At 71.8% G+C, this 18,883-nt stretch carries 18 protein-coding genes; 7 read left to right on the forward strand and 11 right to left on the reverse strand.

Translation table 11 applies throughout. The features are described from left to right. Positions 1-23: 23 nt before the first annotated feature. The gene (locus tag LZ604_RS20260) at positions 24-836 is read left to right on the forward strand and encodes an enoyl-CoA hydratase/isomerase family protein (RefSeq protein WP_234516816.1); all 813 of its coding nucleotides are present in this window, start codon (positions 24-26) and stop codon (positions 834-836) included. 91 nt (positions 837-927) lie between these two features. Here LZ604_RS20260 and LZ604_RS20265 read toward each other — a convergent pair whose 3' ends face one another. The 4 genes from LZ604_RS20265 to LZ604_RS20280 all read right to left on the reverse strand — a co-directional run bounded on the left by LZ604_RS20265 (position 928) and on the right by LZ604_RS20280 (position 3,924). Next, complete coding sequence (locus LZ604_RS20265; protein WP_234516817.1) at positions 928-1,683, reverse strand: SDR family oxidoreductase; 756 nt, start codon at positions 1,681-1,683, stop codon at positions 928-930. An 84-nt stretch (positions 1,684-1,767) separates the two neighbouring features. Further along, a complete protein-coding gene (locus LZ604_RS20270; protein ID WP_234516818.1) occupies positions 1,768-2,556 on the reverse strand; it encodes an SURF1 family cytochrome oxidase biogenesis protein in 789 nt (262 codons plus the stop codon). 48 nt (positions 2,557-2,604) lie between these two features. Continuing rightward, on the reverse strand, positions 2,605-2,838 hold the full coding sequence (locus tag LZ604_RS20275; protein WP_234516819.1) for a metallothionein: 234 nt from the start codon (positions 2,836-2,838) through the stop codon (positions 2,605-2,607). A gap of 78 nt (positions 2,839-2,916) precedes the next feature. Continuing rightward, a complete protein-coding gene (locus LZ604_RS20280; RefSeq protein WP_234516820.1) occupies positions 2,917-3,924 on the reverse strand; it encodes a DEDDh family exonuclease in 1,008 nt (335 codons plus the stop codon). Positions 3,925-4,259: 335 nt separating this feature from the next. On the opposite strand from LZ604_RS20280, the gene LZ604_RS20285 reads away from it, so the two are divergent. Together LZ604_RS20285 and LZ604_RS20290 are read left to right on the forward strand one after the other, a co-directional pair. Next, entirely contained in the window at positions 4,260-5,000 is a 741-nt protein-coding gene (locus tag LZ604_RS20285; RefSeq protein WP_234516821.1) for a VIT1/CCC1 transporter family protein, read from the forward strand. Positions 5,001-5,161: 161 nt separating this feature from the next. After that, positions 5,162-6,208, forward strand: coding sequence for a zinc-dependent alcohol dehydrogenase family protein (locus LZ604_RS20290; protein WP_234516822.1), 1,047 nt, complete (start codon positions 5,162-5,164; stop codon positions 6,206-6,208). A gap of 112 nt (positions 6,209-6,320) precedes the next feature. Here LZ604_RS20290 and LZ604_RS20295 read toward each other — a convergent pair whose 3' ends face one another. After that, entirely contained in the window at positions 6,321-7,754 is a 1,434-nt protein-coding gene (locus tag LZ604_RS20295; RefSeq protein WP_234516823.1) for a CoA transferase, read from the reverse strand. Between the two features lie 92 nt (positions 7,755-7,846). Continuing rightward, positions 7,847-9,376 (reverse strand): S8 family serine peptidase, encoded by a 1,530-nt coding sequence (locus LZ604_RS20300; RefSeq protein ID WP_234516824.1) that lies wholly within the window; start codon positions 9,374-9,376, stop codon positions 7,847-7,849. Positions 9,377-9,674: 298 nt separating this feature from the next. Here LZ604_RS20300 and LZ604_RS20305 point away from each other — a divergent pair, with 298 nt between their 5' ends. From LZ604_RS20305 to moaA, 3 genes are all read left to right on the forward strand, one after another. Continuing rightward, a complete protein-coding gene (locus LZ604_RS20305) occupies positions 9,675-10,031 on the forward strand; it encodes a DUF485 domain-containing protein (RefSeq protein WP_234516825.1) in 357 nt (118 codons plus the stop codon). Continuing rightward, on the forward strand, positions 10,028-11,647 hold the full coding sequence (locus LZ604_RS20310; protein ID WP_234516826.1) for a monocarboxylic acid transporter: 1,620 nt from the start codon (positions 10,028-10,030) through the stop codon (positions 11,645-11,647). The genes LZ604_RS20305 and LZ604_RS20310 overlap by 4 nt, the downstream gene beginning before the upstream one ends. A gap of 143 nt (positions 11,648-11,790) precedes the next feature. Beyond that, positions 11,791-12,780: a GTP 3',8-cyclase MoaA gene (moaA, locus tag LZ604_RS20315; protein WP_234516827.1), complete on the forward strand. Its 990-nt coding sequence runs from the start codon at positions 11,791-11,793 to the stop codon at positions 12,778-12,780. 112 nt (positions 12,781-12,892) lie between these two features. Here moaA and LZ604_RS20320 read toward each other — a convergent pair whose 3' ends face one another. Together LZ604_RS20320 and LZ604_RS20325 are read right to left on the reverse strand one after the other, a co-directional pair. After that, a complete protein-coding gene (locus LZ604_RS20320) occupies positions 12,893-13,129 on the reverse strand; it encodes a hypothetical protein (protein ID WP_234516828.1) in 237 nt (78 codons plus the stop codon). A gap of 280 nt (positions 13,130-13,409) precedes the next feature. Further along, positions 13,410-13,805 carry a DUF3099 domain-containing protein gene (locus LZ604_RS20325; protein ID WP_234516829.1) on the reverse strand — a complete coding sequence of 132 codons (396 nt, stop codon included), beginning with the start codon at positions 13,803-13,805 and terminating at the stop codon, positions 13,410-13,412. A 243-nt stretch (positions 13,806-14,048) separates the two neighbouring features. Here LZ604_RS20325 and LZ604_RS20330 point away from each other — a divergent pair, with 243 nt between their 5' ends. Then, a complete protein-coding gene (locus LZ604_RS20330; RefSeq protein WP_234516830.1) occupies positions 14,049-14,333 on the forward strand; it encodes a GlsB/YeaQ/YmgE family stress response membrane protein in 285 nt (94 codons plus the stop codon). Positions 14,334-14,430: 97 nt separating this feature from the next. Here LZ604_RS20330 and tyrS read toward each other — a convergent pair whose 3' ends face one another. The 3 genes from tyrS to LZ604_RS20345 are packed head-to-tail and all read right to left on the reverse strand — an operon-like array spanning position 14,431 to position 18,703. Then, positions 14,431-15,699 carry a tyrosine--tRNA ligase gene (gene tyrS / locus LZ604_RS20335; RefSeq protein WP_234516831.1) on the reverse strand — a complete coding sequence of 423 codons (1,269 nt, stop codon included), beginning with the start codon at positions 15,697-15,699 and terminating at the stop codon, positions 14,431-14,433. Positions 15,700-15,755: 56 nt separating this feature from the next. Further along, a complete protein-coding gene (locus LZ604_RS20340; protein ID WP_234516832.1) occupies positions 15,756-17,150 on the reverse strand; it encodes a TldD/PmbA family protein in 1,395 nt (464 codons plus the stop codon). Beyond that, entirely contained in the window at positions 17,147-18,703 is a 1,557-nt protein-coding gene (locus LZ604_RS20345; RefSeq protein WP_234516833.1) for a TldD/PmbA family protein, read from the reverse strand. Before LZ604_RS20345 ends, LZ604_RS20340 begins: the two co-directional genes overlap by 4 nt. Positions 18,704-18,883: the final 180 nt, after the last annotated feature.

Consider the following 18,883-nt stretch of genomic DNA (forward strand, 5'->3'; position numbering starts at 1 on the left):
ACCGCACCCATCGGAGGCGCCGCATGGCTTCGCTCGACCCGGTACTCGACAAGGACGGCCCGGTACTCGACAAGGACGGCGTACGGCTCACCGTCGACGACAAGATCGCCACGGTGACGCTGACCAACCCCGCCAAGCGCAACGTGCAGAGCCCCGCTCTGTGGCGGGCGCTGGCGGAGGCCGGACGTGTGGTGCCCGGTTCCGTCCGTGTGGTCGTGCTGCGCGCCGAGGGCAAGTCGTTCTCGGCGGGGCTCGACCGTCAGATGTTCACGCCCGAGGGGATCGCCGGGGAACCGAGCTTCATCGACCTCGCGCGCAGCAGCGACGGCGAGCTGGACGCGGCCATCGCCGGATTCCAGGAGGCGTTCACCTGGTGGCGGCGCAACGACCTCGTGTCCATCGCCGCCGTGCAGGGGCATGCCATCGGCGCGGGTTTCCAGCTGGCTCTCGCCTGCGACCTGCGTGTCGTCGCGGACGACGTGCAGTTCGCCATGCGCGAGACCAGCCTGGGCCTCGTACCGGACCTCACCGGCACGCACCCGCTGGTGAGCCTGGTCGGGTACGCCCGCGCGCTGGAGATCTGTCTGACGGGCCGCTTCGTCCTGGCCGAGGAGGCCGTGACCACCGGGCTCGCGAACATCTCCGTGTCCCGCGAGGAGCTCGACGGCACCGTACGCGATCTGGCGTCCGCCCTGCTCGGCGCGGACCGGCAGGCGGTCATCGAGACCAAGGCACTGCTGCGCGGGGCGCAGGAGCGGACCTACGAGGAGCAGCGCGCCGCGGAGCGGGCCGCGCAGGCCCGGCGCCTGCGGGACCTGGCCGGCACCGGCGACTGAGGCACGACGGCGCGCCCCCGAGGCCCGGGCCGAGGCCGCCCGGGCCGGCAGCGGAGGCGCGAGGGTCGTGCCGTCCGGTGTCGGGTCTTCCTCAGAAACCGTGCCGGAAGCCGCCGTCGACCGGGACCATGATGCCCGTGAGGTACGAGGCCGCCGGTGACAGCAGGAACGCGGCGGCGCGGCCGAACTCCTCGGGGGTGCCGTAACGGCGCAGCGGGATCCGGGCCTCGTTGGCCGCGCGCGTCGCCTCCGGGTCCGCCGAGAGGGTGTCCAGCTCGCGCATCCGGTCGGTGTCGATCCGGGCCGGGAGCAGGCCGACCACACGGATGCCGCGCGGGCCCAGCTCGTCCGCGATGGACTTGGCGAAGCCCGCGAGGCCGGGGCGCAGGCCGTTGGAGATGGTCAGGCCCGGGATCGGCTCGTGCACGGAACCGGAGAGCACGAAACCGATGACACCGCCCTCGGACAGCTCCTCGGCGGCCGCGCGGGCCAGCCGTACCGCGCCCAGGAACACCGACTCGAAGCCGGCCGTCCACTGTTCGTCCGTGGTGTCGGCGAGATAGCCGGGCGGCGGCCCCCCGACGCTGACGAGGATGCCGTCGAAGCGGCCGAAGTGCTCGCGCGCCGCGGAGATCAGCCGGGCCGGCGCCTCCGGATCGGCGTTGTCGACGGCCACACCCACCGCGTTCGCGCCCAGCGCGGCGGCGGCCTCGGCGGTCCGCGTCCCATCGCGGCCCGTGACGATCACCTTCGCCCCGTCGGCGACGAGTTCCCGCGCGGCCGCGTTGCCCAGTCCGCGGGTGCCGCCGGTGACGACGTACACCCGGTCCTTCAGTCCAAGATCCATGGCCCCCATCCTGCCGCCCGGTCCCCGTGAGGGCGAGGGTGGTCCCCGCCCGGGGTCCTCCGCCGGCAGAAAGCCCCAGGGCCCTCAGGCCGTGGCCGCTGCCGGTTCCTCCGCCGGCTGCTCCGCCGCCGCCCGGCGTTCGCGGGCCTCCCGGCGGGCCAGTACGAACCAGCCGACGGGGACGCCCGCCGAGAACAGCCACCACTGCACGGCGTAGGCCATGTGCGGGCCGATGTCGCTGTGCTCGGGGTCGGGCAGCAGCTCGGGGCTGCCGCCCTTCGGGGCAGGCGAGGTCAGCTCGATGTAGCCGCCGAGGACCTGCCTGCCGAGACGCTGCGCCTGCTGCTCGCTTCCGATCAGCATGACCTGGCGGTCCGGCAGGCCCTGCACGTTCTTGATGCCGCTCTCCGCGGTCGTCTCGTCCGGCATCAGGCGGCCCGTGACGGTGGTCTCGCCCTGCGCGGGCGCCGGGATCCTGGGGAAGTCGGTCTGCGCGCCGTTCGCCGGGATCCAGCCCCGGTTGACCATCAGAACCTTCCCGTCGTCGAGGACGAAGGGGGTCAGGACGTGGTAGCCGACCTCGCCGTCGGTGTTGGTGCGGCGGCGCACCACGACCTCCCGGGCCGGGTCGAAGGTGCCCTTCGCCGTCACCCGGCGGTACAGGTCCTTGTGCGCGACCGTCGCCCCGGGCGAGGTGAGCGACTCGGCCGGAACCGGCGTCGCCGCCAGCGAGTCGGCGATCACCTTGTTCAGCGCGACCTTGTGCTCGTGACGGTGCAGCTGCCAGAAGCCCAGCTCGATCATCGTCGGGATGAGCGCGAGGGCGACAAGGGTGAGGATCACCCATTGCCGGGACAACAGGAAGCGGTACACCCCACGACCGTACATCTCGGGACGTGGGGCACCGGCACGGGGGGTGTCTCAGACCCGGTCGACGATCCCCACCTTCCCCTCCGCGCGGGCGCAGTGGGCTCCGCAGTACCAGTGGCCGTCCGCCTCGACGCCCTGTCCGATGATCTGAACACGACAATGCTCGCAGATCGGGGCCATACGGTGGATGGCGCAGGAGAAGCAGTCGAAGACATGCACCTCGCCCTGCGCGTGCACCTCGAAGGTCATTCCGTAGTCGTTGCCGCACACTTCACATCTCGCCATGCGCCACAGGGTGAGCCGTGGCTGTCGCGCGGGCGAGCGGTGGGCGGGCGAGTCGCGCGGCAATCACCCGTACGTCCGTCAGCGGCCGCCGAGCAGATGCTCCGCCGCGGGCTCGACGTCTCGCAGCAGCTGGCCGAACGCCGCCTCGTCCACCACCGGCGTGCCGTACTGCCGCGCCTTGACGGCCTTGGACGTGCCCGAGTCCGGATCGTTGGTGACGAGCAGGCTGGTCAGCCGGGACAGGCTCGTCGCGACGTGCAGACCGGCCTCCGTCGCGCGGTCCTCCAGCAGCTCCCGGTCGACCGAAGTGTCGCCGGAGAAGGCGACCCGCATGCCCTGTTTGAGTCGTTTGCCTTCTTCATACCGCCCCGGGTTGGGATAGGGGCATGCAGGCCTTCTGCGGGAGGGGCGCCAGCTGCCGGGCCGGTAACCGCCGTAACCGCCCCCCTGCCGTCCGATGCGCGGTGCGGGCCCGTCCGCCCATTCGGTCAACGGCCGGCACTCGTGCAGCGGCAGCCGCAGACCCCCCGCCGCCGCGGTCCGCAGACTGGGCCGGAACGCCTCCGCCAGCACGCGCGCGTCGTCGAGTGCGTGGTGCGCGCGCCGCTGGACGACGCCGAAGTGCGCCGCCAGTGACTCCAGCTTGTGGTTGGGCAGCGGAAGGCCGAGTTCCTTGGAGAGCGCGATGGTGCACAGCCGCTGACGCACCGGCGCCTCGCGCTGCGCACGCGCGTACTCCCGTGCGATCATCTGCCAGTCGAAGACGGCGTTGTGCGCGACGAGCACCCGGTCCGCCAGCCGGGATGAGAACTCCTCGGCGATATCCCCGAAGAGCGGGGCGCCTTCGAGCATCTCGCTCGTCAGACCGTGGATCCACACAGGGCCCGGATCGCGCTCCGGATTGACCAGCGTGTACCAGTGGTCCTCGACCTCGCCGCGCGCGTCCAGCCGGTAGACGGCCGCGGAGATGATCCGGTCGTCCCGGGCCAGGCCGGTGGTCTCCACGTCAACGACCGCGTATCCCTTGGGATACGCGGCCGGCCACGCTGTGGGGGAGGACGCTGCGGTCGCATGGTCTTCGAGCATGGTCACTGAGGATACGGGCCGCGACCGACAGCGGTGTTCCGGCCCGGCGCGGCGGAGCCCGCCGTGCGCCCTCGCGCGGGGGTGCGCACAACCGCGGGGTGTACCACCGGAGTTCGCCCCGATCCCGGGGCGCTCGTGCCGCTCGCCGCCCGCAGCACCGTGGAGGCGGGCCGCCGCGCCGGACAACTTCGTTCATGCTCGGGCCGGTTGACGGAGGCCGATACCGCTGGTTCACCCGGCATGCTCCACCGCAGTGCACAGGCCGCCGGAACCTCCTTCGGCCCCCGTCGGCGTGGCCCGTCGTTCCTCCCCGCCCGGAATGAGACCCTCCCGGCGTGAACGATGCGGTACCGGGTGGAACGCCCGCCGGCGGCCGGGCGCACCAGGAGGCTCACCACGGTGCGCTCGGCTCGCGCCTGAACTGGCTGCGCGCCGCGGTCCTCGGCGCCAACGACGGCATCGTCTCCACCGCGGGTCTCGTGGTCGGCGTCGCCGGCGCCACGACCGACCGCGCGGCACTGCTGACGGCGGGGTTGTCGGGTCTGCTCGCCGGCTCCATGTCCATGGCGGCGGGCGAGTATGTGTCCGTGTCGACGCAGCGGGACTCGGAAAGGGCGGCTCTGGCCCTGGAGCGGCGGGAGCTGAGGGAGCAGCCGGAGGCGGAGCTGGAGGAGCTGACGGAACTGCTGGAGCGGCGGGGCCTGTCCCGGGAGGTGGCCCGCGAGGCGGCGGCCCAGCTGACGGCACGCGACGCGTTGCGCGCCCACGCGCGCGTGGAGCTCGGTATCGACCCCGACCAGCTGGCGAACCCGTGGCACGCGGCGGGGGCCAGCTTCCTCGCCTTCACGGTGGGCGCCCTGCTGCCGCTGCTCGCCATCGTGCTGCCGCCCGCGTCCTGGCGGCTCCCGGTGACGGTGGTGTCCGTGCTGGCCGCCCTGGTCGTCACCGGCTGGATCAGTGCCGGCCTGGGCGCGGCGAAGCCGGGCCGCGCCGTGGCGCGGAACGTGGCGGGTGGGGCGCTGGCGATGGGCGTCACCTATGCGGCGGGGACGCTGCTCGGGGCCGCGGGCGTGTAGAGGGGCGGGTCCCACGCCGTACCCCGTCCGCACCCCACCGCGCGGCCCCGCTGGTCCGGGGCACCCTCGGCGCGCGACGGGACGGTGACGTCGTACCGTGAAGTGCGCTCGACCACCCCCCGAGCGCACTTCGCCACGATCGCACGAGAGGGATCCTCGCCATGCGCGCCACCACCATCCACGCCCCCTACGACATGCGGGTGGAGGACGTGCCCGAGCCCCTGGTGCAGCTGCCCACCGACGCGGTCGTCCGCGTGCTGCGGGCCTGTATATGCGGCAGCGACCTGTGGGCGTACCGCGGTGAGGCGGCCCGGCAGCCGGGGCAGCGGATCGGGCACGAGTTCCTCGGCTTCGTGGAGGAGACCGGCTCCGAGGTCAGCGGCGTCCGGCGCGGCGATCTCGTCGTCGCACCCTTCATGTGGTCCGACGGCGTCTGCGACTACTGCCGTGAGGGGCTCACCACCTCCTGCGAGCACGGTGGCTTCTGGGGCTCGGTCGGGTACGACGGCGGGCAGGGTGAGGCCGTGCGCGTTCCCTTCGCCGACGGCACCCTCGTCCGGCTGCCCAAGGAGGCCGCCTCGGACGACCGGCTGCTGTCCGCGCTGCTGACGCTCTCCGACGTCATGGGCACCGGGCACCACGCCGCCCTCGGTGCGGGAGTCCGCCCGGGTGCCACGGTGGCCGTGGTCGGCGACGGGGCCGTCGGACTGTGCGCCGTGCTGGCCGCCAAGCGGCTCGGCGCCGAGCGGATCATCGCACTGGGCCGCCACCAGGTCCGTACGGACATCGCCCGCCGCTTCGGCGCCACCGACGTCGTCGCCGAACGCGGGGACGCCGCCGTGGAAGCCGTCCGTGAGCTGACGCGCGGACAGGGAGCGCACGCCGTCGTCGAGGCCGTCGGCACCGAGCAGTCGATGCGTACCGCCGTGAACATCACCCGCGACGGGGGCGCCATCGGCTTCGTCGGGGTCCCGCACGGCAGCGGTACCGGACTCGACCTGGGCGTCATGTTCGACCGGAACATCGCCCTGCGCGGCGGCGTCGCGCCGGTGCGCGCGTACATCCCGGAGCTGCTGCCCGACGTCCTCGACGGCACCATCGACCCCTCGCCGGTCTTCGACCTGACGGTCGACCTGGAGGGTGTGCCCGAGGGCTACAAGGCGATGGACGCGCGCACGGCGCTCAAGGTGCTCGTCACGGGCAGCTGAGCGCAGCGCCCACGGCAATGCGGCGCCCGCCGCCCCCGGGGCGGGCGCCGCAGGGTCCGCAGCGAGTGCGGCGGACGCCCGGCGCACCCCCCTGGCCGGGCCCCCGGCCCGTTCAGCCTCCCGAAGCGGTCGTGGCCCACCGGGCCGGGTCCCGGCCCCACCGACCGGGCGGTCGCGCCCAGTCGGACGGTCCGTCCGTGAAGCGCAGTGGAGGCAGGGCATACCGCAGCCGCCCCAGTGCGCTGTCGGTCTCCCGGAGCCAGGGTTCCGGGCCGCCGTACGCGGCCCCGTCCGCGGGGCCGTCGTACACGGCCGCGTCGCGCCCGGCTCCCCGGTCCGTTCCGTGCGTCAGCCAGGCCGCGGTCCGTGCGAGTGCCAGCCGTACGACCCGGCTTCCGCCCTCCTCCGTCTGCTCGGTGAGGGACCGCAGCACCGCCGCGGCCAGCAGATAGCCCGTGCCGTGATCCAGGGCCTGCGCGGGCAGGGCTCCCGGCCGCTCCACCGACCCCTCGCTCACCGCGATCCCGGTGGCGACCTGCACCAGGCTGTCGAAGCCCCGCCGCCCGCCCCAGGGCCCGTACGCACCCCACGCCGACAACTGCGCCACCACGAGCCCGGGCCGCCGCTCGGCCAGTTGTCCGGGGGTGAGTCCCCACCGGTCGAGCGCGCCGGGCCGGTAGCCCGTGACGACCACGTCCGCCTGCTCCAGGAGTTCCTCGAAGGCCCGCCGGCCCGCAGGCGCCGCCAGGTCGAGGACCGTGGACCGCTTGCCGAAGTCCATGTCGGCATGCTGATCGGGAATCTCCGGCAGGTGTGGTGCGTCGATCCGCAGTACGTCCGCGCCGAGCAGCGCCAGCGTGCGGGTGGCCACCGGGCCCGCGATGACCCGTGTGAGATCCAGCACCCGCAGACCGGCGGCAGGCAGCAGCGGCTGTCCGGCCAAGCGCTCGAGCGGGATCAGCGGGCGTACGGGCGCCTCATCGAGCCGCTCACGGCTCACCAGAGGATGCGCGGCGACCGCGCGCCCCTGCTCGTGCGCCGCCCACTCCCCGGGCGTGCGCAGTGCGACCGCGAGCCCTCCGGCCGCGTACACACCGTCCTCCACCTCGGCGGCCGACCGCTCGGCGATCGCGGCGGCCACGGTTTCCACGGACGCCTCCGCCGCCAGCCCGAGGGCGCCGAGCAGCCGCTCGCGGTGATGTGGATAGTTCGCGTGCGTGCGCACCCAGCCGTCCGCCGTGCGCCAGAAGCGGGAGAGTGGTGCGAAGTTGACCGGCTCGCGGCCGTCGAGCCGCAGATGCCGCTCGCTGTGGAAGGCGGTGGCCACCGCCCCGTCGTCCACCAGGACCTCGGGCACGACCGGCAGCCCGGCCCGACGTGCGCCCCACTCGGCGGCAGCCAGCGCGCAGGCCCCGACACAGGCCCGCGCCACCTCCCGTACGGGCAGCCGCGAGGACAGCGTCCCCTCACGTGGGACACACGAGATCCTGCGCACCAGTGCCGGGTCCCCGCCCAGCGCCGCCCATGTCGTGTCCGTATCGGTCATGGGGGCACTCTGCCGGATGTACTCGATCAACATGGCCGACGGGTCCCGGTGCAGTCGCTCCACCGGGACCCGCGCGCCGGCGGCGCGTCGCGCTACTTCACCGCACGCAGCGCGTTGACGATGCCGAACCCGTAGAACCCGTTCACGCGCTCGCCGCCCACGCAGGTGGCGTCCACGACCCCGTCGCCGTTGCCGTCGTAGGGGCCGGCCGGGCAGCCCGGGTTGTCGGCCTGCGCCTTGAGCAGTGCCTGGAGCTCGGCCGGGCTCGCCCACGGATGCGCCGACTTCAGCAGCGCGGCCACGCCCGCGACGTGCGGCGACGCCATCGAGGTGCCCTGAAGGAAGCCGTACTGGCCGCCCGGCATGGTGGAGAGGATGCGGCCGTTCTTCGACGGCGTGTCCGGGATCTGGTACTTGTCGCCGCCGGGTGCCGCCACGTCGATCACGCCGTCGCCGTAACTGGAGTAGTACGACTTGGCCTTGGAAACGCCCGTCGCGCTGACCGTGACCACACCAGGCAGCTGGGTCGGCACGTCGAAGCACTCGTGCGGGTCGACCGTGCGGTTCACCGCGGTGGAGTCGTCGGGGCTGGAGGCGTCGGCCAGGGAGTGGGAGTCGAGGTCGTCGTTGGAGTTGCCCGCCGAGGCGACGCTGAGAGTGCCCTTGTGCTGGGCGTACCGCTGGGCACGGTCGACCGCGTCGACGATGGCCCGCTGGTCCGGGTCGTCCATGCAGTTGTAGAGCCACGGGTCGACGTAGTAGCTGTTGTTGGTGATCTCCACGCCGTGGTCGGCGGCGAACACGAACGCGCAGACGACGCTCTCGGGGTAGAAGAGTTCGCTGACCGGGTCGGCCACCTTGATGGCGGAGACCTCGACGTTCGGCGCGACACCGGCCACGCCGATGCCGTTGCGGGCTGCCGCGATCTCGCCCGCGACATGCGTGCCGTGGTAGTGCTCGGGCTTCGCGGGCCGCCAGGCGCCGTAGGAGGTGTCCGCCTTGCCGCCGACGCAGCTCGCGGACTGCGACGCGGAGAAGTTCGGGGCGAGGTCCGGGTGGGTGTCGTCGACCCCGGTGTCGATGACGGCGACGGTGACCTTCCGGCTGCCCGGGTTGATCTTCGCGGCCTGGTCGGCGCCGATCGCGCGCAGGTCCCACTGGTCGGCCTCGAGGGGCTCGCTCTCGCCCGCGGCCGCCGAGGCGCCGGAGAGCTTGGCCGCCTGAGCCTTCGTCAGGTACTGCGCCGCGCCCTCGTCCGTGGTCCCCGCCGCGGTCAGCGGGGCGGTCCGGGTCGCGCCGGCGGACTGCACCCCGCGGACGGTACGCAGGGTCTTGGCGAAGTCGGGGTTCGCGGAGTGGACGACGAACACACCGATCCGGTCGTACGTCACCACGATCGTGCCGTCGGCCGCGGCGATCGCCTGCCGCACCGATGCGATCGTATGACGGTCCGTCCGGGTGTTGACGACATAGGCGAGTTCGGGCCCATCGGCGGTCCGTGCCACGGGGGCGGTGTTCGGGGCGGCCGACGCCGTGCCCGGCAGGAAGCCCAGGGAGGCGGTGAGCGACAGCACGACCGGCACGGCAAGGGCGAGCCGGCGTCTGGAACGCAGATGAGCCATGGGATCTCCACATCATCCGGAAACGTGAACGAGCCGGAACGCGGTGGCATCCCGGCAGGTACATGACGGGTGGTGCAGGGTGACGCTATCCGCCGCCCCGGGCGATCAGCAATGGCTTCGGGCGACTACGTAAAAAAGAAACCAAGGGAGTTGAACCGGCCCGTGAGGCGCGCCGTGACCTCGGGCAGGGGGCACCCCGGCGGCCGCCGCCCCCTGTCGGATCACACACCGGAACGCTAGCGTCGCACCCCGGTGATGTGACCCACATCACTATGACGCCCGTATGCGAGGAGACACCGTGGCGACCGACGCACCTCCCCCCTCCAAGACAGAAGCCGGCTATCCGACCACCGACGCGTTCATCGCGGTCCAGGAGAGCGCCGAATTCGGTGACCTGCGCCGCTCCCACCGCTCTTTCGCCTTCCCGCTGACCGTGGCGTTCATCGCCTGGTACCTGGTCTATGTGCTGCTGTCGAACTACGCGGGCGGGTTCATGGGCACCAGGCTTCTCGGCAACCTCAACGTCGCCCTGGTGCTCGGCCTCGCCCAGTTCCTCACCACGTTCCTGATCGCGTGGTGGTACTCCCGCCACGCCGCCGCCCGGCTCGACCCCAAGGCCGAGGCCATCAAGTCCCGGATGGAGGCAGGCGCATGAGCCCGGCAGTGCTCCTGGCCGCCGGTGAGGCGAGCAAGCACCGGCCGCTCATCGTCACCCTCTTCGCGGTGTTCGTCGCCGCGACCCTCGTCATCACCGTCTGGGCCGGCCGCCAGACCAGGAACGCCGCCGACTTCTACGCGGGCGGCCGCCAGTTCACCGCCTTCCAGAACGGACTCGCGGTCTCAGGCGACTACATGTCCGCCGCGTCCTTCCTGGGTATCGCGGGCGCCATCGCCCTCTTCGGCTACGACGGCTTCCTGTACTCCATCGGCTTCCTGGTCGCCTGGCTGGTGGCCCTGCTGCTGGTCGCCGAGCCGCTGCGCAACTCCGGCCGGTACACCATGGGCGACGTACTGGCGTACCGCATGCGCCAGCGCCCGGTCCGCACCGCGGCCGGCACCTCCACGATCGTCGTGTCGATCTTCTACCTGCTGGCCCAGATGGCGGGCGCGGGCGTCCTGGTCTCGTTGCTCCTCGGCATCACCAGCGACGGCGGCAAGATCGGCATCGTCGCCCTCGTCGGCGTCCTGATGATCGTGTACGTCACCATCGGCGGCATGAAGGGCACCACCTGGGTGCAGATGGTCAAGGCCGTGCTGCTGATCGCGGGCGCCCTGCTGCTGACCTTCCTGGTGCTGCTGAAGTTCCACTTCAACCTGTCGGACCTGCTCGGCAAGGCCGCAGCCAACACCGGCAAGGGCTCCGCCTTCCTGGAGCCCGGACTGAAGTACGGCGCCACCGGCACCAGCAAGCTGGACTTCCTCTCCCTGGGCATCGCCCTGGTCCTCGGCACCGCGGGCCTGCCGCACATCCTGATCCGCTTCTACACGGTGCCCACCGCGAAGGCCGCCCGGAAGTCGGTGAACTGGGCGATCGGCCTCATCGGAGCCTTCTATCTGATGACCCTCGCCCTCGGCTTCGGCGCCGCCGCCCTCATCAAACCCGACGAGATCATCGCCTCCAACAAGGCGGGCAACACGGCCGCGCCCCTGCTCGCCCTCCACCTGGGAGGCACGGGCTCCGACTGGGGCGCGATCCTGCTGGCCTCCATCTCGGCGGTCGCCTTCGCCACGATCCTGGCGGTGGTCGCGGGCCTGACCCTCGCCTCCTCGTCGTCGTTCGCGCACGACATCTACGCCAACGTCATCAAGAAGGGACAGGCGAGCGAGAAACAGGAGGTGAACGCCGCCCGCTGGGCGACCGTCGGCATCGGCGCCGTCTCCATCGCCCTCGGGGCCCTCGCCCGCGACCTGAACGTGGCGGGCCTGGTCGCCCTCGCCTTCGCGGTCGCCGCCTCCGCGAACCTGCCGACGATCCTCTACAGCCTCTTCTGGAAGCGGTTCACCACCTCCGGGGCCCTGTGGTCGATCTACGGCGGCCTGGTGACCGCCGTCGGCCTGGTGCTGTTCTCGCCGGTGGTCTCCGGCAAGGAGACGTCGATGTTCCCGCACGCCGACTTCCACTGGTTCCCCCTGGAGAACCCGGGCCTCATCTCCATCCCGGTGGGCTTCCTGCTGGGCTGGCTCGGCACGCTCCTGTCGAAGGAGCAGCCGGACCCGGGCAAGTACGCGGAACTGGAGGTGCGGTCCCTGACCGGCACCGGGGCCCACTGACCACCCCGCGCCGACGGCCGCATCGTAGGGATCTACGATGCGGCCGTGGCGCACCTCGTGGGTTCGGGCGCTGTCGTTGTCGCTGCCGTCACGTAGGCTCGCAGATGACGGGAAAGCGATCCGTGACGAGGGAGGGGGCCCGCGTGCTCATAGACACCTACGGCCGGGTGGCCACCGACCTGAGGGTTTCGCTGACAGACCGGTGCAATCTGCGGTGCACGTACTGCATGCCCGAGGAGGGCCTGCAGTGGCTCGCCAAGCCGGACCTGCTGACGGACGACGAGATCGTCCGCCTGATCGGCATCGCGGTCAGCTCCCTCGGGATAGAGGAGGTCCGCTTCACCGGAGGCGAGCCGCTGCTGCGCCCGGGTCTCGTCGGCCTCGTGGAGCGGGTCGCCGCGCTGACCCCCCGGCCCCAGATGTCCCTCACCACCAACGGCATCGGCCTCAGGCGCACGGCCGCGGCCCTCAAGACGGCGGGCCTGGACCGGGTGAACGTCTCACTGGACACCCTGCGCCCGGACGTCTTCAAGGCGCTCACCCGCCGGGACCGCCACCAGGACGTCCTCGACGGCCTCCGGGCCGCGCACGAGGCAGGCCTCACCCCGGTCAAGGTCAACTCCGTCCTGATGCCGGGGCTCAACGACGACGAGGCCCCGGACCTCCTCGCCTGGGCGGTCCGGCACGAATACGAGCTGCGCTTCATCGAACAGATGCCCCTGGACGCCCAGCACGGCTGGAAGCGGGAGGGCATGGTCACCGCGGGCGACATCCTGGCCTCGCTGCGCACCCGCTTCGAGCTGACCGCGGAGGGCGCCGGGGAGCGCGGCTCCGCCCCTGCCGAGCGCTGGATCGTCGACGGCGGCCCGCACCGCGTCGGCGTCATCGCCTCGGTCACCCGCCCCTTCTGCGCGGCCTGCGACCGCACCCGTCTGACGGCCGACGGCCAGATACGCACCTGTCTGTTCGCCACCGAGGAGACCGACCTGCGCGAGGCGCTGCGCTCCGGCGCCGCGGACGAGGAGATCGCCCGTATCTGGCGGCTTGCGATGTGGGGCAAGAAGGCGGGCTCCGGACTGGACGACCCGTCGTTCCTCCAGCCCGAGCGGCCGATGTCGGCGATCGGGGGCTGAGCGCGATCGGGAGCTGAGTCCGACGGGGGGCTGGGTCCGATCGGCGGCCGAGTCCCGTGGGCGGCCGAGTCCTGGTGCCGAGTCCGGTCGGCGGCCGGGCCCTGGTGCCGAGTCAGCCCGCCGAGGGGCCCGTGCCGGGAGTCTCCCAATCCTCCAGCTTCACGACGTCCTTCAGAAACCCGCGCACGCCGAGGAACTTCGACAGGTACTCGCGGTGCTCCTCGCACGCCAGCCAGGTCTTGCGGCGCTCCGGCGTGTGCAGCTTCGGGTTGTTCCAGGCCAGCACCCACACGGCGGCGGCGCGGCAGCCCTTGGCGGAGCACATGGGCGCATCGGGATCAGGGGCCATCACATGCCCGACCCTAGCGTGCTCCCGCCCCTGCGCCACGAGCCCCTCGACCGAGGACGGTGGTCATCGACACGTGACAGCACGATGGCCCCCAAAAGGCGACGCCGAGCAGCCACGGGGGGAGCTGCCCGGCGTCGGTCTGTCGCTCCGACGGGGGATGCGGAGCGCGTACGCAGTATGTCACGGGTAACCCGGTGCCCGGCACCGGAACAACATGATTGTCCTGAGCTTTTCCTGAGCTTCGCGGGGGATGCGATTCCGCATCCGGCGGCCGCCGTGGTCAGGCCCGCTCGCGCGGCTCGCCCCCGGCGTCCGCCGCGCGCCCGTCCGGCTCGTCTTCCGGGACGGATTCCGTGTGCTGGTCCGCAGCGGGCGGTGCGATCATCGGGCGCACCGGGACATGGAGGAACGAGGACGGCAGCGACGGCGCGTTCTCCCGTCCCGCGTTCGCGATGACGACCGCCACATAGGGCAGGACCCCACCCAGGACCAGCGCGACGATGGCGAACGGCCGCTCGATGTTCCACAGGGTGGCCGCGAGGATCACCGAGATCGTACGGATGCTCATGGAGATGACGTAACGGCGCTGCCGGCCGCGTACGTCGGCCTCGAGTCCCTGCCGGGCACCCGTGATCCGGAACACCGGGGTCTGCCCCCCGCTGCTCAGCTTCCGCATCACCTTCCACCACCCGTCTGCCCCGGACTCTCCCCGGCCCGCACCTGGTCCGTAGCCGGTCAGGGGCCGAGCCCGAACACCCACCACGTTACGCCGAGCCTTGGGCGGCTTCGAGACCGGGGCCGCTCCCGCCTGGGCGACGCGCTGCGCTCGCGCGCGGACGGATGCATCCGACATGCGCCGTATGGCGGACCGCCCGAGACTGGGCGTACCGCTCGCGTCGAGCCGTACGAGGAGGCAGCCATGGGCTGGTTGTGGGCGATCATCGTCGGATTCGTGCTGGGCCTGCTGGCCAAGCTCATCCTGCCGGGCAGACAGCACAGTCCCCTCTGGCTGACCACCCTCATGGGCATGATCGGCGGCATCATCGGCAACGCCATCGCCCGCTCCATCGGGATCGCGGAGACCCGGGGCATCGACTGGGGCCGCCACGGTCTCCAGCTCGCAGCCGCGGTCGTCCTCGTCTTCCTGGGCGAGATGGCGTACATGTCGATGCGAGGCAGAGGCAGAGACAGGGAGAGAGTCTGACGGCACGGAAAGGGGGCGGCCCCGTCTCCCGACGGGGCCGCCCCCTTTTCCTGTCCGGCTGTCTTGCACGCGCCCGGCCCATGAGGCCGGGCGCGCCTCAGTCTCCCGCGACCTCGACCGCGGCCAGGTTCTTCTTGCCGCGGCGCAGCACCAGCCAGCGGCCGTGCAGCAGCTCCTCCCGGGCGGGCACCGCGTCCTCGGCGGTGACCTTCGTGTTGTTCACGTAGGCGCCGCCCTCCTTCACGGTGCGGCGCGCCGCCGACTTGCTGGGCACCAGGCCGACCTCGGCGAACAGGTCCACCACCGGCTCCAGCTCGGAGACCCGGGCGTTCGGCACCTCGGAGAGGGCCGCGGCCAGCGTCTTCTCGTCGAGGTCCGCCAGCTCGCCCTGCCCGAAGAGCGCCTTGGACGCGGCGATCACGGCGGCCGTCTGGTCCGCACCGTGCACCAGCGTCGTCAGCTCCTCGGCGAGCGCACGCTGGGCGGCGCGGGCCTGCGGACGCTCCTCCGTCTGCTGCTCCAGCTCCTCGATCTCCTCACGGGAACGGAAACTGAAGATGCGCAGGAACTTCGAGACGTCCCGGTCGTCGGCGTTCAGCCAGAACTGGTAGAAGGCGTACGGCGTGGTCAGCTCCGGGTCGAGCCACACCGTGCCGGACTCCGTCTTGCCGAACTTGGTGCCGTCCGCCTTGGTGATCAGCGGCGTAGCCAGCGCGTGCACGGCGACGTGCGGCTCCACCTTGTGGATCAGGTCCGCGCCCGCCGTGAGGTTGCCCCACTGGTCGCTGCCGCCGGTCTGCAGCGTGCAGCCGTACCTCCGGTACAGCTCCAGGAAGTCCATGCCCTGGAGGATCTGGTAGCTGAACTCGGTGTAGCTGATACCCGCGTCCGAGTGCAGCCGGCGGGCGACGGCCTCCTTCGAGATCATCTTGTTGACCCGGAAGTGCTTGCCGATGTCCCGCAGGAAGTCGATGGCCGACAGGCCCTGGGTCCAGTCCAGGTTGTTGACCATCGTCGCGGCGTGCGGCCCCTCGAAGTCCAGGAACTTCTCGATCTGGCCCCGCAGCCGCGCCACCCAGCCGGCCACCACCTCGGGGTCGTTCAGCGTGCGCTCGGCGGTCGGCTTCGGGTCGCCGATCAGGCCCGTGGCGCCCCCGACCAGGCCCAGCGGGCGGTTGCCCGCCTGCTGGATCCGGCGCATGGTCAGGATCTGTACCAGGTTGCCGAGGTGCAGGCTGGGAGCGGTGGGGTCGAAGCCGCAATAGAACGTGACGGGACCGTCCGCGAACGCCTTGCGCAGTGCGTCCTCGTCCGTGGAGAGGGCGATGAGCCCCCGCCACTTCAGTTCGTCGACGATGTCCGTCACGGTTCTCGTATCTCCTTGGAAGGTCCTCGGGTGGTCGAGTGACCACCGGTACGAGGTTATACGCCCTGGCTGACCGAGCTCATATTGAAGTCCGGCACCCTCAGCGAGGGCATCGCAGCCCTAGTGAACCAGTCGGCCCACTCCCTCGGCAGCGTCTTTTCGGTGCGCCCGGCCTCCGTGGCGCGGCCCAGCAGGTCCACCGGGGACTCGTTGAAGCGGAAGTTGTTCACCTCGCCGGTGACCTCGCCGTTCTCCACGAGGTAGACGCCGTCCCGGGTCAGGCCGGTCAGCAGCAGCGTCGCCGGGTCGACCTCCCGGATGTACCACAAGCACGTCAGCAGCAGCCCCCGCCCGGTGTCGGCGACCATCTCCTCCAGCGACCGGTCGGCGCCACCGCCGAGAATCAGATTCCCGATCGACGGCGCGAGCGGCAGCCCGGTCAGGGCCGCGCTGTGCCGGGTGGTCGTCAGACGCCTCAGCTCCCCGTCGCGGATCCACTCGGTGGCCTTCAGCGGCAGTCCGTTGTCGAAGACCGACGCATCGTCGCCGGAGGCGTGCGCGATCACGAAGGGCGCCGTCTCCAGACCCGGCTCGTCCGGGTCGCTGCGCAGGGACAACGGCAGCCCGGAGAGCTTCTCGCCGACGCGTGTGCCACCGCCGGGCTTGCTGAAGACCGTGCGGCCCTCGGCCGCGTCCCGGCCCGTCGAGGACCACATCTGGTAGATCAGCAGGTCCGCGACCGCGGTGGGCGGCAGCAGCGTCTCGTACCGGCCCGCGGGCAGCTCGACCCTGCGCTCCGCCCAGGCCAGCCGCTGCGACAGCTCGGCGTCCAGCGCCACCGGGTCGACGTCCTCGAAGTCCCGCGTCGAGCATCCCGCCCACGCCGAGCGCGTGCGGTCCGGGGACTTGGCGTTGAGCTCCAGCGTGCCGCTCGGCTGGTCGTGACGCAGCCGCAGCCCGGTCGACGTACCGATGTACGTCGAGACGACTTCGTGGTTGGCGAAGCCGTACAGCTCACGCCCGCCCGCATGCGCGCGTGCGAAGGACTCGCCGAGCGCCGGCGCGAAGTCGGTGAAGACGGCGGACGAGGTCTCCGCGGGCGCGTCCATGAAGTGCGGGGACTGCGGCACACCCGTCACCAGCGGCTGTGCGTCCTCGGCGGGGCCCGCGCCGCGTGCGGCGGCCTCCGCTGCCCGCACCAGCGACTCCAGCCCGTCGGCGGTGACGGCCGAGCGGGAGACGACCCCCGACGCCGTCCCCTGCGCGCCGTCGACGGTCGCGACGACGGTGAGGGTGCGCCCGCGGGTGACCCCGTTCGTGGTCAGTGCGTTGCCCGCCCAGCGGAGGTTGGCGGTGGAGTGCTCGTCGGCGATGACGACGCACCCGTCCGCGCGGGACATCTCCAGGGCACGCTCGACGATCTCGTGCGGCTTGTTCGTACGGGCGCTCATCGACCGGCCTCCTGGGTGGTGTTGAGGATGTTGACTCCCTTGAAGAGGGCGGACGGGCAGCCGTGCGAGACCGACGCGACCTGGCCCGGCTGGGCCTTGCCGCAGTTGAAGGCGCCGCCGAGGACATAGGTCCCCGGACCGCCGACGGCCACCATGGATCCCCAGAAGTCGGTGGTCGTCGCCTGGTACGCGACATCCCGCAGCTGGCCGGTGATCCGCCCGTTCTCGATACGGAAGAACCGCTGGCCGGTGAACTGGAAGTTGTAGCGCTGCATGTCGATGGACCAGGAACGGTCCCCGACGACATAGATCCCGCGGTCCACGCTGCCGATCAGATCCTCGGTGGACAGTCCGGCCGGATCCGGCCGGAGCGACACATTGGCCATGCGCTGCACGGGAACGTGCGCGGGCGAGTCGGCGTAGGCGCACCCGTTGGACCGCTCGAAACCGGTCAGCCGGGCGATGCGCCGGTCCAGCTGGTAGCCGACCAGTGTGCCGTTCCTGACCAGGTCCCAGGACTGCGTCTCGACGCCCTCGTCGTCGTAGCCGATCGTCGCGAGGCCGTGCTCGGCGGTGCGGTCGCCGGTGACGTTCATCAGCTCGGAGCCGTACCTCAGCTTGCCCAGCCGGTCGAAGGTGGCGAAGGAGGTGCCGGCGTACGCGGCCTCGTAGCCGAGCGCCCGGTCCAGTTCGGTGGCGTGCCCGATGGACTCGTGAATGGTCAGCCACAGGTTGGACGGGTCGACGACCAGGTCGTACACACCCGGCTCCACGCTCGGCGCGCGCATCTTCTCGGCGAGCAGCTCCGGGATCTGCTCCAGCTCCGCGTCCCAGTCCCAGCCGGTGCCCGTCAGGTACTCCCAGCCGCGGCCGACCGGCGGCGCGAGGGTGCGCATCGAGTCGAACTCACCCGTGGAGTCGTCGACCGAGACCGCGGTGAGTTGGGGGTGCAGCCGCACGCGCTGCTGGGTCGTCACGGTGCCCGCGGTGTCGGCATAGAACTTGTTCTCGTGGACGGTCATCAGCGAGGCGTCCACGTGGTCGACCCCGTCGGCCGCGAGCAGCCGCGCGCTCCAGTCGGCCAGCAGTCCCGTCTTGTGCTCGTCGGGCACGGTGAAGGGATCGATCTCGTACGAGGAGACCCAGGTCCGCTCCGCGTGGACCGGCTCGTCCGCCAGTTCCACCCTCCCCCACTGCCCGAACGGCGTGGGCGGTGCCCCCACGTCGGACCCCGCCGCCTTGATGACCTGTGCCGACAGCCTGGCCATCGCCACCGCCTGCGACGCCACCTTGGCCGCGGCGTCCAGGGTCAGATCGACGCCCGAGGCGAACCCCCAGGTCCCCCCGTGCACGACCCGCACCGCGTACCCCAGGTCGGTCGTGTCCGAGGACCCGGCCGGCTTGCCGTCGCGCAACCGCCACGCGGCACTGCGCACCCGCTCGAAGCGGAAGTCCGCGTGCTCGGCGCCCAGCGCCCGCGCGCGTGCCAGCGCGGCGTCGGCCAGGGCCCGCAGCGGCAGTGCCGTGAAGGCTTCGTCGATGGAGTGGGGCACGGACGTCTCCCTGCTGTCGTGGCCTGTCGGATCCGATCATGTCTCCCATGGGACCGAGCGGACCATATCCTTCCGTCCGACGAACGGACCTTTGCCTCCGACGAGCCTCCCGGCTCACTCCGCGGCCGCCACTTCTGTAGGGATCCGACAGTGAGTCCCCTACGCCACTGTCGGTGCCCG

Source organism: Streptomyces glomeratus (genome assembly GCF_021462825.1).
Lineage (GTDB): Bacteria > Actinomycetota > Actinomycetes > Streptomycetales > Streptomycetaceae > Streptomyces > Streptomyces glomeratus.